The 13,977-nt window shown below is 60.7% G+C and carries 13 protein-coding genes; 7 read left to right on the top strand and 6 right to left on the bottom strand.

The window, feature by feature from the left end:
- Nucleotides 1-12: 12 nt before the first annotated feature.
- The 3 genes from AB4Z25_RS25780 to AB4Z25_RS25770 form a co-directional block, all read right to left on the bottom strand.
- Nucleotides 13-1,002 carry a WD40 repeat domain-containing protein gene (locus AB4Z25_RS25780; RefSeq protein WP_112516899.1) on the bottom strand — a complete coding sequence of 330 codons (990 nt, stop codon included), beginning with the start codon at nt 1,000-1,002 and terminating at the stop codon, nt 13-15.
- Nucleotides 1,002-2,105 (bottom strand): CobW family GTP-binding protein, encoded by a 1,104-nt coding sequence (locus AB4Z25_RS25775; RefSeq protein ID WP_112538064.1) that lies wholly within the window; start codon nt 2,103-2,105, stop codon nt 1,002-1,004. Before AB4Z25_RS25775 ends, AB4Z25_RS25780 begins: the two co-directional genes overlap by 1 nt.
- A 127-nt stretch (nt 2,106-2,232) precedes the next feature.
- Nucleotides 2,233-3,024: a creatininase family protein gene (locus AB4Z25_RS25770; protein ID WP_112538063.1), complete on the bottom strand. Its 792-nt coding sequence runs from the start codon at nt 3,022-3,024 to the stop codon at nt 2,233-2,235.
- Nucleotides 3,025-3,096: 72 nt separating this feature from the next.
- Between AB4Z25_RS25770 and AB4Z25_RS25765 the strand changes: the two genes are divergently transcribed.
- The 3 genes from AB4Z25_RS25765 to AB4Z25_RS25755 all read left to right on the top strand — a co-directional run bounded on the left by AB4Z25_RS25765 (nt 3,097) and on the right by AB4Z25_RS25755 (nt 5,729).
- A complete protein-coding gene (locus tag AB4Z25_RS25765) occupies nt 3,097-3,609 on the top strand; it encodes a MarR family transcriptional regulator (protein WP_112385721.1) in 513 nt (170 codons plus the stop codon).
- A 119-nt stretch (nt 3,610-3,728) separates the two neighbouring features.
- Nucleotides 3,729-4,751 carry a LacI family DNA-binding transcriptional regulator gene (locus AB4Z25_RS25760; RefSeq protein WP_112385593.1) on the top strand — a complete coding sequence of 341 codons (1,023 nt, stop codon included), beginning with the start codon at nt 3,729-3,731 and terminating at the stop codon, nt 4,749-4,751.
- Between the two features lie 15 nt (nt 4,752-4,766).
- Nucleotides 4,767-5,729: a 2-hydroxyacid dehydrogenase gene (locus AB4Z25_RS25755; protein WP_112538062.1), complete on the top strand. Its 963-nt coding sequence runs from the start codon at nt 4,767-4,769 to the stop codon at nt 5,727-5,729.
- Here the strand turns inward: AB4Z25_RS25755 and AB4Z25_RS25750 are convergent.
- Nucleotides 5,726-6,496, bottom strand: coding sequence for a gamma-glutamyl-gamma-aminobutyrate hydrolase family protein (locus AB4Z25_RS25750; protein ID WP_112538061.1), 771 nt, complete (start codon nt 6,494-6,496; stop codon nt 5,726-5,728). The genes AB4Z25_RS25755 and AB4Z25_RS25750 overlap by 4 nt on opposite strands.
- Nucleotides 6,497-6,789: 293 nt before the next feature.
- Here AB4Z25_RS25750 and AB4Z25_RS25745 point away from each other — a divergent pair, with 293 nt between their 5' ends.
- Nucleotides 6,790-7,896: a TRAP transporter substrate-binding protein gene (locus AB4Z25_RS25745; protein ID WP_112385590.1), complete on the top strand. Its 1,107-nt coding sequence runs from the start codon at nt 6,790-6,792 to the stop codon at nt 7,894-7,896.
- 57 nt (nt 7,897-7,953) lie between these two features.
- Here the strand turns inward: AB4Z25_RS25745 and AB4Z25_RS25740 are convergent, their stop codons facing one another.
- Complete coding sequence (locus tag AB4Z25_RS25740; protein WP_112538060.1) at nt 7,954-9,492, bottom strand: TRAP transporter large permease; 1,539 nt, start codon at nt 9,490-9,492, stop codon at nt 7,954-7,956.
- Nucleotides 9,493-9,513: 21 nt separating this feature from the next.
- A complete protein-coding gene (locus AB4Z25_RS25735) occupies nt 9,514-10,053 on the bottom strand; it encodes a TRAP transporter small permease subunit (RefSeq protein WP_112538059.1) in 540 nt (179 codons plus the stop codon).
- 321 nt (nt 10,054-10,374) lie between these two features.
- On the opposite strand from AB4Z25_RS25735, the gene AB4Z25_RS25730 reads away from it, so the two are divergent.
- The 3 genes from AB4Z25_RS25730 (at nt 10,375) to AB4Z25_RS25720 (ending at nt 13,971) form a co-directional block, all read left to right on the top strand.
- On the top strand, nt 10,375-12,672 hold the full coding sequence (locus tag AB4Z25_RS25730) for an EAL domain-containing protein (RefSeq protein WP_112538058.1): 2,298 nt from the start codon (nt 10,375-10,377) through the stop codon (nt 12,670-12,672).
- A gap of 143 nt (nt 12,673-12,815) precedes the next feature.
- Nucleotides 12,816-13,568 carry an N-acyl amino acid synthase FeeM domain-containing protein gene (locus AB4Z25_RS25725; protein WP_112538057.1) on the top strand — a complete coding sequence of 251 codons (753 nt, stop codon included), beginning with the start codon at nt 12,816-12,818 and terminating at the stop codon, nt 13,566-13,568.
- Nucleotides 13,569-13,746: 178 nt separating this feature from the next.
- Complete coding sequence (locus AB4Z25_RS25720; RefSeq protein ID WP_112385585.1) at nt 13,747-13,971, top strand: aa3-type cytochrome c oxidase subunit IV; 225 nt, start codon at nt 13,747-13,749, stop codon at nt 13,969-13,971.
- The last annotated feature ends 6 nt before the right edge of the window (nt 13,972-13,977 follow it).

The raw sequence follows: 13,977 nt of genomic DNA, 5'->3' as shown, positions 1-13,977 counted from the left end.
GCCGCCATCAACTCAGGCCGAGATATCGACCACGCCGCAATCGCCGGCTTCGGATGCGAAGGCCAGCAGCTTGCCGTTCTTGCTCCAGCTCATGGCGGTGATCGCACCCTTGCCGGGGCGGCGGATCAGGGCTTCCTTGTTGTCGGCGAGGCGAACGGCCAGGATCATGCCGTCGATGAAGCCGATCGCCAGGATATCCTCGGCCGGGTGAAACTTGACTGCAGTCGCCATGATGTTGGCGCGCGTGCCGAGTTCCAGCGGCGACTTGCCCATCGGGCCGTCCTTACCCTGGAAGGGCCAGACGATGGCAGCGGGGGCGCCAGATGAGGCGAGCCACTTGCCCTTGGCAGACCAGGATAGCGACTTCACCTTTGCCGGATAGCCGGTCATGCGCATGTGGCGGGCCTCGGTGCCCGGCTTGATATCAAGCTTCCAGCCGTGCAGGGCGTTTTCCTGCATCGAGGTGACAAGGAAGTTGCCATCGGGCGAGAAGGTGACGCCTGTGTGGGCACCCTTCCATTCGAGATCAACAGGCTTAGCTACTGTCGAAACCCAGTGCAGCGACACGCCGTTATAGCGGGCCGCGGCAATGCGCAGGCCTTTTGGCGCGAAGGCCAAGCCTTCGACGGTGCGTTCTTCGGTGAATTCCTTGGTCTCGCCGTTGGCGAGGCGCACGAAGGCGCTCTTTCCATAGGAATAGGCGATGGCGCCCTGCGGGCCGGCGGCAAGCTGCGAAATCCACTTGCGCGGCGCGCTGGCAATTTCGGTCACGGAGGCATCGGCGCCGATACGCAGCACCTTGCCGTCTTCGCCGCCCGAAATCAGGCTTTCGCTATAAGGATCGCGGATGCAGGTGAGCATGCCCTGGTGGGCTTCGGAAACCTTCTCAGCGCCATCCAGCCGGTGGAACGTGCCATTGGCATTGGCGAAGAACGGGGTGTCACCTAAAAATTCGACGGCCAGGATGTGGCCGTCGAGATCAAGCGGAGCAACTGTTGGCATCAGGCCGCGGCCTCGCATGCCTTGAAGGAGGCTTCGAGCTTTTCGCGGTCGAGTTCGCGGCCGATGAAGACGAGACGGGTCTCATGCTTCTCGCCGTCCTTCCACGGACGCTGGTGATCGCCTTCGACGATCATGTGCACCCCTTGAACGACATAGCGCTCGGCATCGTCCTTGAAGGCGATGATGCCCTTCAAGCGCAGGATATTCGGGCCCTGCGTCTGGGTGATCTTCTGGATCCAGGGGAAGAAGCGCTCGGCAATCATTTCGCCGCCGCGCAGCGACACTGACTGCACCGTCACGTCATGGATCGGCGATACCGCGCCATGGTGATGATGGTCGTGTCCGTGATGGTGATGATCGTGGTCGTGGTCATGACCATGCGCGTGGTGATGGTGATCGTGATCGCAGTCCGGGCCGCAGACGTGGTCGTCATGGCCATGCTCGAGGAAATGCGGGTCGTTTTCCAGCGCACGCTCGAGATTGAAGGCGCCCTGATCGAGCACGCGGGCGAGATCGACGCCGGAGCGGTTGGTCTTGTAGACGCGGGCCGACGGGTTGATGGCGCGAACGATATCCTCGATCTGCGCCAGTTCCTCGGCAGTCACGAGGTCGGTCTTGTTGATGAGCACGACGTCGGCGAAAGCAATCTGGTCTTCTGCTTCGCGGCTGTCCTTCAGGCGCAGCGGCAGATGCTTGGCATCGACGAGGGCGACCACGGCATCGAGCTCGGTCTTGGCGCGGACGTCGTCATCCATGAAGAAGGTCTGGGCGACGGGAACCGGATCGGCAAGGCCGGTGGTTTCAACGATGATGCCGTCGAAACGGCCGGGGCGGCGCATCAGGCCTTCGACGACGCGGATCAGGTCACCGCGCACTGTGCAACAGACACAGCCGTTGTTCATCTCGTAGATCTCTTCGTCGGACTCGACGATCAGGTCGTTGTCGATGCCGATCTCGCCGAATTCGTTGACGATGACAGCATATTTCTTGCCGTGATTTTCGGACAGGATGCGGTTCAGCAGCGTCGTCTTGCCGGCACCGAGATAACCGGTGAGCACGGTGACGGGAATGGGCTTCTGCTGGGTGGAGATTGCGTCGGTCATGAGAACCTCGAAGAAATGGGCGTGCGGCCGCGGGGGCTAAAAACGGTCGGTTTCATATAAGGAGTTGGGAGCGGCAGTTCAAAGGGTTTTATAATGTTATAAGATCACATTCTGCCGCTGCTGCGCCTCAGCCAAGTTCGGATGCGTCGAAGGCATCGATATCCTGCAGCAGCTCGATCAGGCCTTTAACGGCGTGGGCGACCAGTGCCTCGCCTTTTTCTGCCGTCGCGGCCGAAGCATTGCCCGCCACGCCTTTCGCGCTGAGATCGGACATCTTCCATCCGAAAGCGTGCGGACCATAGGCGCGCAGATGCTTGAAGCGGCTGGCGAATTCGCTTTGGCGCGACGGGAAATCGGCGGCTTTCTGCATCTTCACCTTGCCTGGGTGCAGAGCCAGCATCACCGATGTCTCGATATCGCCGCCATGAATGTCGATCGCCTTCGCCTCGGGCGCAATCACGCCATCGGGCACGCCGAAGCGTGTCCAGCTGGTTGCCACCGCCAGCATGTTGAAGTGGACACGGGCCTCGGTCGAAACGATTGCCGTCAGCGGCGAGTTGCCGCCATGGGCGTTGAGCAGAACCAGCTTGCGGATGCCGAGATCATGCAACATCCCCGATATGCCCAGCCAGCGATGGATCGCCTCGCCATAGGTCAGCGTCTTCGTGCCTTCGACGTCCATATGCTCTATCGAATAGCCGATCGGCTCGGCGGGAAGGAAGGTCACGGGAAGGCCCGGCGGCAGCGCTGCTTTGAGGCGCTCGACAATGCCTTCGGCGATCAGGGTATCGGTGTCGAAAGGCAGATGCGGCCCATGCTGCTCATAGGCGCCAAGCGGCAGCACGGCAATCCAGCCCTTTCTTTCGTCAGACGTGAGCGACGGATCGTTTTCCGCGAAGTTTAGAGAGGGGACTGTCATGCGGTTTCAATGCCCCTTGTTTATGACGTGAAGCTGCGCAATGTCATAATGCAGAAGATCAAAGGGATGGCGATGGGCAAGAAGCACAAAGACGGTAAGAAAAACAAGTCCAAGAAGAAGGACCAGACCGAATATACGCTTGCCGATCTCTCGCCCGCCCTGACGCAGGCGGCGCGCTCGATGCGCACAGTGCTGTCCCGTAATCTTCTGGAGAGCGGTCTCTATGCCGGGCAGGACGGCGTCATTCTTTCGCTTTCGGAAACGGATGGCATGACCGCCGGCGGGCTTGCCCAGCGCCTCGGCGTCAAGGCGCCGACGATGACGCGGACGATCGGACGCATGGAGGCGCAGGGTTTCGTCGAGCGCAAGCCGGATGCGGAGGACGCGCGCCTGACCAAGGTCTATCTGACGGAGCTCGGCCGCGGCAGCGTGCAGTCGATCGAGACCGCCGCATCGCGTTGCGACGGGATGGCGACGCAGGCCTTTTCCGACAAGGAGATCCGCAATCTCGTGCGGCTGCTGAAGGCGATCGACAGCAATCTGCAGGCTGAAGCGGCGCATTTCGAAGAGCCGGACGAAAACTGAGATCTATTGAAATTTAGGTTTGCCTCCCTGCGTTTAATCTTTTAATTAAATATTTTAAGGAGCGCGCTTACCCGTTCGCACAAGCGCTCCATATCTAGCGCGTTGCCTGGGGAGGATGCGTGGCTCAGAAGATCAAGCTTTCGACGATTGCCGAAACACTCGGTATTTCAACGGCAACCGTCTCTCTCGCCTTACGCGACAGCCCGCTCGTTGCGGGCAGTACCCGGGACAAGATCAAGGAACAGGCGCGAGCGCTCGGCTATATCTACAACCGCCGCGCCGCCAGCCTTCGCACCTCGCGATCGGGCATCATCGGTGTCGTCGTTCACGACATCATGAACCCGTTCTACGGGGAAATCCTGAAGGCGATCGAGAGCGAGCTCGACCGCAGCCGCCACACCTTCATTCTCTCCAATCACTATGACTCGGTCGAGAAGCAGCGGACTTTCATCGAGACGCTGCTGCAGCTCGGCGGCGATGGCGTGATCATGTCGCCGGCGATCGGCACGCCACCCGAAGACCTGCAGCTGACCGAGGACAACGGCATGCCGGCGATCCTCGTCGCCCGTTCGATGGACGTGATGGATCTGCCGACCTATCGCGGCGACGACAGCTACGGCATCTCGCTTGCCACCAACCATCTGATCGGCCTCGGCCACCGCTCGATCGCGATGATCGGCGGTACGGACCAGACCTCGACCGGCCGCGACCGCTACCAGGGCTATGTCAATGCGCTGCGCAAGGCAGGGATCGAGGTCGATCCGAACCTTCGCATTCCGGGCCCGCGTTCGAAGCAGGGCGGTTTCGAAGCTGCCGTTCACTTCCTGTCGCTGCCGCAGAAGCCGACGGCTGCCGTCTGCTGGAACGACCTCGTCGCCATCGGCCTGATGAACGGTATCGCCCGCGCCGGACTCGTCCCCGGCGGCGATATCTCGGTAACCGGCTATGACGATCTTGAGGAAGCATCAATTGCAACGCCGGCGCTGACCACCGTCTGGAACGGCCAGGCCGAAGTCGGACGGCTTGCAGCGCGCGCGCTGCTTGACCGTCTTGCCGGCAGTCACGAACCCGATGGCATCCATCTCATCAAGCCTGAGATGCGGATCCGCCAGTCGACCAGCCCCTACAGACCCCGCACGTAATCAAGAGGAAAAGCCATGTCCCGCATCGCCATTCTCGTTCCCGGGAAGATACACGAACGCGTTCCCGCCAGGCTGCGGGAGCATTTCGAGCTGATCACGGCCGAACGCGATGCGCATGGCGCGCTCGCGATCGATGCGGAGACGGCGGCGCGCATTCGCGGTGTGGCGGTATCGGGTTTGATCAAGGCTGAAGACATCGACCGGCTGCCTGCGGTCGAGGTGATCTCGAGCTTCGGTGTCGGCTATGATGGCGTCGATGTGAAGCACGCGGCGTCGAAGAATATCGTCGTGACCAACACGCCCGACGTGCTGAACGACGAAGTTGCCGATACGGCGCTGGCGCTGCTGCTCAACACCGCCCGCGAATTCCCGCGTGCCGAAAACTGGCTGCGCGACGGCAACTGGAAGCCCGGCGTGAACTATCCGCTATCGCGCTTTTCGCTGAAAGGCCGGCATGTCGGCATGTTCGGCCTTGGCCGCATCGGCCAGGAAATCGCCGCGCGGCTGGAGCCGTTCAAAGTCAAGATCAGCTACCATACACGCACGCGCAATCCTGATGTCGCCTACGACTATTACCCGTCGCTGAAGGAGCTGGCGGTTGCCGTCGACACGCTGATCGCCATCGTTCCGAAGACGCCTTCGACGCACAAGATCATCGATGCCGACATCCTTTCAGCGCTTGGGGCCGACGGGATTTTCATCAATGTCGGCCGCGGCTGGAGTGTGGATGAGGAGGCGTTGTTCTCGGCGCTGAAGAGCGGCACGATCGGCGCAGCCGGTCTCGACGTCTTCTACGACGAGCCGAATGTGCCCGCCGGACTGATCGCGCTGCCGAACACCGTGCTGCTGCCGCATCTGGCCTCCGGTTCGGTGCCGACGCGCAATGCCATGGCCGATCTGGTAGCCGATAATCTGATCAGTTGGTTCCAGCAGGGGGCGCCGCTGACGCCGGTACCGGAAACGCCCGTCAAATCCTAGGCGATTGCCTTTGAGGCGGTCCGCGCGGCGACATAGTCGCGCACCGCATCGCCGAAAGCTTCGAAGATCTGGTTCGAGGGCTTGTCGGTTTCGGCCCAATACTCCGGATGCCATTGAACGCCGACGGCGAAGGCCTTGGCATCGATGACGGAGACGGCTTCGACCGTGCCGTCTTCGGCCAATGCCTCGACCTGCAGCCGCGGCGCCGTCTTGGCGATCGCTTGGCGGTGCAGCGAGTTTACCTGAACCTCGCCGGAACCGATGATCCCGGCGATGCAGGAGCCTTCCTTGACGAAGACGCTCTGGCGGATCGCATACATGCCGTCACGGTCGACGCCGTCTGGCTTGCGGTGATCCCAGATGCCCGGCTGTTCCTGGATCTCGCCGGCGAGAGAGCCGCCGAGCGCGACGTTCAGTTCCTGGATGCCGCGGCAGATGGCCAGCAGCGGGATGCCGCGGTCGATGGCGCGGCGGATCAGCGGCAGGCTGGTGGCATCGCGCGCCGGGTCGAACGGGCCGTCGCTTTCTTTCGCCTCGGCGCCGTAGAGCGAGGGGTGGACATTGCTCGCCGAGCCGGAAACCAGCACGCCATCGACACGGTCGAGCACGGCGTCGATATCATAGCCCTTCTCGAAAGCCGGAACGATCAGCGACATCACCCCGGCTGCGTTCAGTGCGGCGCGGACATATTGATGCTGGGCGGCGTGCCAGACGGCGCCATCGAGAGTTCGGATGTCGGCGGGAACGGCAACGATCGGCTTGGTCATGGTCTGTCCGGAAGATCTCTTGGTGATGTCTATTTGAGAGCCGAGAACGGCTTCAAAGTCAACTTCTCGGCGCAGTGGCTGGCCAAATTGGGGCAGTGGCCGATATCGGCCGCGAAGAATAGGCTAAACTGCTGATTTTGATGGAAAGGCCGGTCGCGCCGCATTGCTGCCGTGATGCCAAAGTCTCATAGACTAAAGCTTGAAACGCGAACGGCTGCATGCTTAGCTCGGCGCCATTGCGACGGGTAGGGAAGAGTTTAGCCGCGCATTGCCATCTATACGGGAGGTTTTTGATGGATCGTCGTTCATTTATCAAGAAGGCGGGTGCTACGGGGGCAGGCGCCGTCGCGGCTGGCGCATTGGCAGCACCGGCGATCGCGCAGGAAAATCCGAAAATCTCCTGGCGCATGACGTCTTCGTTTCCGAAGAGCCTGGATACGATCTTCGGCGGTGCCGATGATGTCGCCAAGCATGTTGCCGCTGCAACGGACGGCAACTTCCAGATCCAGACCTTTGCCGCGGCCGAAATCGTCCCGGCGCTCGAAGCGGCCGATGCTGTCAGCTCCGGCACGGTCGAAGCGGCGCACACCTGCTCCTATTATTTCGTCGGCAAGGATCCGACCTACGCTATCGGCACGGCGATCCCCTTCGGTCTCAACGGCCGCCTGACCAATGCCTGGTATTACGAAGGCAACGGCAACACGCTGATGAACGAATTCTACGCGACGCAGGGCATCTACGCGCTGCCCGCCGGCAATACCGGTGCCCAGATGGGTGGCTGGTTCCGCAAGGAAATCAACACGCTCGACGATCTCAAGGGCATCAAGATGCGTATCGCCGGCATCGCCGGTCAGGTCATGTCCAAGGTCGGCGTCATCCCGCAGCAGATCGGCGGCGGCGACATCTATCCGGCGCTGGAAAAGGGCACGATCGATGCGGCTGAATTCGTCGGCCCCTATGACGATCTGAAGCTCGGCCTGCACAAAGTGGCGAAATATTACTACTATCCGGGTTGGTGGGAAGGTGGCCCGACGGTCCACGCCTTCTTCAACCTCGAAAAGTGGAACAGCCTGCCGAAGCACTATCAGGCAGCACTGACCGATGCCTGCGCTTACGCCAACACCAACATGATGGCGAAGTACGACATGAAGAACCCGGGCTCGCTGAAACAGCTCGTCGCCGAAGGCGCGACGCTGCGTCCGTTCAGCCAGGAAATCATGGAAGCCTGCTTCCAGGCGTCGATGGACCTCTACAAGGACCTGTCGTCGAAGAACCAGTATTTCAAGAAGATCTATGAGGATCAGGCCGCGTTCAAGCGTGATGCCTATCTCTGGATGCAGCTCTCGGAATACACTTTCGACACGTTCATGATGATCCAGCAGCGCGCCGGCAAGCTGTAAGCCTTCAGCCGAGACAAATAAGGAAAGCCCCGGATTTCTCCGGGGCTTTTTGTTTGCTTACTTGATGACAGGCGGCTGGCTGAGGTCGGGCTGCGCCGGTGCTGCCGGGGCAGGGACTGCTGGCGGTTGGCCGGGGGTGCCCAATGGCGGCAGGGTGAGGCCCGGAATTTGCGGCGATGCGCCACCGGGAGCGCCCATCGGTGGCAGGCCGAGCTGGCCGCCGAAGCCGGGCACTTCGATCTTGATGGTGTTCGGGTCGACCTGCGGACCCTTGTCCAGCCAGTAGGTGACCGACTGTGGCCAGAAGATAATGATCGCCACCAGGATCAGCTGCATGCCGACCCAGGGGATCGCGCCCATGTAGATGTCCTTGGTCTTCACGTCCCTGCTGGCGATCGAGCGCAGATAGAAGAGCGCGAAGCCGAACGGCGGGTGCATGAAGCTCGTCTGCATGTTCACGCAGATCAAGACGCCGAACCAGATCAGATCGATCCCGAGGCTGTGGGCCACCGGCGCCAGCATCGGGATGACGATGAAGGCGATCTCGAAGAAATCGAGGAAGAAGGCGAGGATGAAGATGAAGATGTTGACGAAGATCAGGAAGCCCACGGGGCCGCCTGGAATGCCTGACAGCATGTGCTCGATCCAGCGCGAACCGTCCATGCCCTGAAAGACGAGGCTGAAGCAGGTCGAGCCGATCAGGATCATCACCACCATCGAGGTGATGTGCATAGTCGAGGTCATGGCTTCGCGGATCAGCGGCCAGGTGAGGCGGCGGTGTAGGGCGGCGAGCGCGATGGCGCCGACAACGCCGAGAGCGCCTGCTTCGGTCGGGGTAGCGAGGCCCATGAAGATGGTGCCGAGCACCAGGAAGATCAGCACGATCGACGGGATCATGCCCCAGAGAACGGTGGCCAGCAGCTTCCAGTCGAAGTCGCCGTGCACTTCCTTCGGCAGCGGCGGCATCGATTTCGGATTGATGATCGACAGGACCAGAATGTAGCCGACGAAGATCGCCACCTGCAGGATCGAGGGGCCGATGGCGCCGAGATACATGTCGCCGACCGAGCGGCCGAGCTGGTCGGCGAGGACGACGAGAACCAGTGAGGGCGGAATGACCTGGGTGATCGTGCCGGAGGCGGCGATGACGCCGGTCGCAAGCCGCGGGCTGTAGCCGTAGCGCAGCATGATCGGCAGCGAGATGACGCCCATGGTGATGACGGAAGCCGCGACCGTGCCGGTGATGGCGCCAAGCACGGCGCCGACCAGAATGACGGCATAGGCAAGACCGCCCGGGATGGCGCCGAACAGCTTGCCAGTACCTTCAAGCAGGTCTTCCGCCAGCCCGCATCGCTCGAGCACGGCGCCCATCAGCGTGAAGAACGGGATGGCAAGCAGCAGGTCATTTGAGACGATGCCGAAGAAGCGCAGCGGCAGGGCTTGCAGGAACACTTCGCTGAAGTGGCCGGTGATGATGCCGATGATGCCGAAGAACAGACCGACAGCGGCCAGCGAGAAGGCGACCGGAAAGCCATAAAGCATGAAAATGATCATGCCGACGAACATGGCGGGCGGAATGATACCGTAATCGAACACGTGCTTTCTCCCCCGGATGTCTTACTGCAGCGGCTTTTCGTATTTCGTGTCGATCTGGATACTGCCGGCGAGCGCCGCGATCCTCTTGATCAGCTCCGAAATGCCCTGAAGGCTGAGAAGCGTGAAACCGGCAAACAGCATGAACTTCACCGGCCAGCGGATCAGGCCGCCCGCATTGGCGGAGACTTCACCCTGTTGGAAGGAATGCATGAAATAGGGCCAGCAGAGAATGGTGAGGAAGATGCAGGCCGGGATCAGGAAGACGATGAGGCCGATGATATCGATCCAGAGCCGGGCGCGATCCGAGACCGAGCCGTAGATCAGGTCGACGCGCACATGCTCGTTGTTCCGCAGCGTGTGGGCGGCGCCGAGCACGACGACATAGGCGAAGAGATACCATTGGATCTCCAGCCAGCCATTCGAGCTGTAATTGAACGTGTAGCGGACGATGGCATTGCCTGCGCTGATCAGGCAGCAGAAGAGCACCATGTAGTCTGCAATCTTGCCGATGACTTGGCTGAATCGATCGATCAGCCGGCTGACACTCAACAGAGCCGCCATCTCTTCTCCCCGTATTGCCTTTGCGGCAAGTTCTCCTCGTTGGAATTTGTGTAAACGAGGGTTCCCTAAAATGAAAGATGAAATGGCCCGTCTAGGAGTTTAGTCGTAGGCGCCATGGCTGTGGCCACTGAGGGCTCGCCGGTATGCGGCCGATGCCGACCCTAATATAAGTCAAGAATAATGCATCTCCCGGATGTGTATTCCCACTCCGTTTTTGAAATACGCCCCGGAGTTTTAGAAAAACCAGCCAAATACATAGGGTTCATGCAATCAAATTTTAAAGGGTTCTGAGTATCGTGCCCGCGCACAGGGAAAATATGGATGAAGCCACATAACCCGAACCGGGTCCCGAAGGATGTGTACCTGTCGTTCGTGAGTTCCCTCTTCGGGAACCGCATGACGCTTGTGGCCGGTGTCGTGGTTCATGCTGTCGCTTTCGCTGCAGTGGCGGCAAAAGCCGATGCCCCGCTCTATTATGTGCTGGCGCTCGCATTTCTCATTATTTTCGCCGGACGCATGTTCAGCTTCCGCCAGTTCGACAAGCTGGACAAGCAATCGCTGACCCGTGCCGATATCGAGCGCTGGGAGACGATCTACGTCGCCGGAGCGACCTCGACTGCCGCCATTCTCGGCATCGGCAGCGGTTATGCCATCTTCATCCTCAAGGAGCCCTTCGCCGAACTCGCCTGCATCGCCGTGACGATGGCGTCGATGGTATCGGTGGTCGGGCGCAACTATGGTTCTCAGCGGGCGATCGACCTGCAAACGCTTGCCTGTTGCCTGCCGATGATCGTCTGCAGCCTGATGGCGCTGGATTTCTACCGCGCTATCCTCTCGGCCTTCCTCATTCCTTTCGGCCTGACGACGCGGGCGATGGCAAACGGTGTGCGCGAGTTTCTCTACGAAAATGTCATCGCCCACCGGCAGATCTCGCTGATTGCCGACCGGTTCGATACGGCGCTCAATAACATGCCGCATGGCCTTGTGATGGTCGATCCCGGCAACCGGATCCAGGTGATCAACCGCAAGGCCTGTGAGCTCCTGAAGATCGGCGACCCTGACAGACTGAAGGATCGGGATCTCGGTGCGGTGCTGCGCTATGGCGCCCGCTACAGTTTCATGGATTCCTCGCAGCCCGATCTCATTCTGCGCCAGCTGTCGCAGGTGGCGGAGGGCAGCATGTCACGGGTGCTGATCCACCTGCCTGAGGACCTGTCGCTTGAATTTTCCGCCAAGCGGCGCGTCGATGGCGGCGCGGTGCTGATCTTCGAGGATGTGTCGAGCAGAGTGAAGGCGGAGCAGAAGATCCTGCACATGGTCCGCTTCGATGCGTTGAGTGGCCTGCCGAACCGCGAATATTTCGGCCAGCTCGTCCAGGATTATCTTGGCCGCCATCCGCGCCGCAAAGGCCCGCTCGGCTTCATGGTCATCGATATCGACGAGTTCAAGCATGTCAACGACATGCGCGGCCACATCACCGGCGACAAGCTGCTGTGTGCCATTGCCGAGCGGGTGAAGCAGAAGGCCGGAAGCGCGATCGTCGGGCGCCTGATGGGCGACCAGTTCGTGATCTTCTTCCCGCATGCCAAGAGCCGGGACGCGCTCGAAGGCGAAATGCGGGGCGTGCATGCCGCAATCCAGGGCCACTACGAGGCCGACGAGGTGACTTTCCTTATCTCGCTCAGCGCCGGTTACGCGGTGCTGGAAGGCAATGCGTTCGCAATGGACGAATGGAGCATTAAGGCTGATCTGGCGTTGTTCGAGAGCAAGTCGCGCGGACGTGGCGGTATCGCAGGCTTCGAGCACGAGATGGATGGCCGCTATGTCGAGCAGCAGAAGCTGAAGGCCGATCTTCGCGATGCCGTCGCGGCGGGCGCGTTGAACGCCGTCTACCAGCCGATGTACAAGACCGACGGAACGCGGATCGAATGCGCTGAGGCGCTGGCGCGCTGGGTGCATCCCGAACGGGGTTCGATCCCGCCCGATGTCTTCATCCGGCTTGCCGAGGAGATGGGCATCATCTCCGATATCACCCGCTTCATCCTGCTGCGCGCCTGCGCCGACTGCATGACCTGGCCGGAGCATATCGCCGTCTCCGTCAACCTTTCGGCGCGTGACCTGCGTGACAACGATATTCTCTCGCTGGTCTCCGAGGCGCTGTCGCGAACCGGTCTGCCACCCGCGCGCCTGCATCTGGAAGTGACCGAAAGCTGCCTGATCGACGAGCCGGCGGCGGTGCGCGCCATCCTTGCGGAACTGCGCTCGCGCGGCATCACCATCGCCATCGACGATTTCGGCACCGGATTCTCCAGCCTCAGCTATCTCGACACGCTGCCGCTCGATATCGTCAAGATCGACCGTTCCTTCGTGCGCAACATCGTGCAGGATACCCGCAGGCTGAAGCTGCTGCGTGGCACGGTCAATCTGGCGCGCGAGCTTGGTTTGAAGATCGTTGTAGAGGGTGTCGAGACGGCAGATCAGCTTGCTATCCTCAACAAGCAGCGCAGCGCCGATCTGATCCAGGGCTACGTCTTCTCGCAGCCTGTTCCATCGCAGAACATCGGCATTCTCTCCGCGAATCTGCGTCCAGCAGCGCGCCGCAAAACCGGCGCCGCCTGATTTCCCCTCAGAATTCAGGGGTATAGCGGCCGGATTCCGCGTGGCCGTTAACCTTAACGATTCAAATGTGATTAACATTGTCTGCAATCATTGCGCGAGAACGGGCGGTATGCTTAATAATCCGTTAACAAGCGGTGAGCACGATGGCAGACGGGTTTTCGACGACCAGCGATTTCAGCAGGAAGCTGATGGAAATACTCGACCATGTCGAATACCGGCGCGTTGAAAGCACCGAGGACATGGAAGACGTGGAGCGCCTGCGCTTCCGAGCCTATAAGGCGCGCGAAGTGCTGCCGGTCGCGGCCACCACGCTGATCGATGACGTCGATTTCGACCGTCAAGCCTATGTTTTCGGGCTGTATTATTATGAAGAACTGGTCAGCACGATCCGCATTCATCACGTGACGCCCGATCATCGCGTGTCGCAGTCGGGCGGCATCTTTCCTGGCGAAATGGATGCCTTTCTCGATGCCGGAATGACGCTGATCGATCCGGCCCGGTTTGCGGCCGACCCCGAAGCGGCCGCTGAGCTTCCCTGGCTGCCTTATCTGACACTGCGCCCGAACATCGTTGCGGCTGCGCATTTCCGCGCCGACCGCGTATTGCAGCATGTGCGCCCGGCCCATGCTGCCTTCTACAAGCGGGTTTTCTACGCCGATACTGTCGTCGCGTCGCGGATGGCCGATATCTACGGCTTCGACCTGACGCTGATGGCAACCAATGTGCTCGAAGTCGGACGCAAGCTGCTGACGCGCTATCCGTTCTTCATGTCGAGCGCCAGCGAGCAGCGCATGATGTTCGGCCGGGTCGCGGATCAAGGGCCGCCGGCGCTGACCATCATCCCAACGGCACGCTTCGTGCCCGAGGGCGAGCTTGGCACTGATCTGCCGCTCTGAGGCTATGGCGCAAGAAAGCCGTTTCCGCGTACTGCATGCGGCATTGTCATGCATTGCGCTTTCCCGAAGCTTTGTGTAAGCCCTGAACAGGGATTGATCCGCTGCAAGCGCTGCTGATCATGGCATTCAGGCGGTCTGCCTCACTATGCGGACCGGGCATTTGAGGGAGACGATATTCATGGCCGAACATCACACCGGACCCGTCGAAGTTGGCGCGCCGATGGACTACAAGGAACATGAGGCCACTTACAATACGTTCATCGCTGCCGCAAAGTACGGCACTATGTTCCTCGTCGCCCTGCTGCTCGGTATGACGGCTGGTTTCTTCACCGGTGGCGGCCTGCTCGGCGGCATCCTGGTTTTCCTTATCATTCTCGTCGCCGGTCTGGTCCTGCTGCGTTGATCGCGG

The sequence above is a fragment of the Rhizobium sp. RAF36 genome (genome assembly GCF_052114105.1).
GTDB lineage: Bacteria > Pseudomonadota > Alphaproteobacteria > Rhizobiales > Rhizobiaceae > Rhizobium.
The sequence above is the reverse complement of the archived record's forward strand: the minus strand, read 5'-3'. Positions and strand labels throughout refer to the sequence as shown.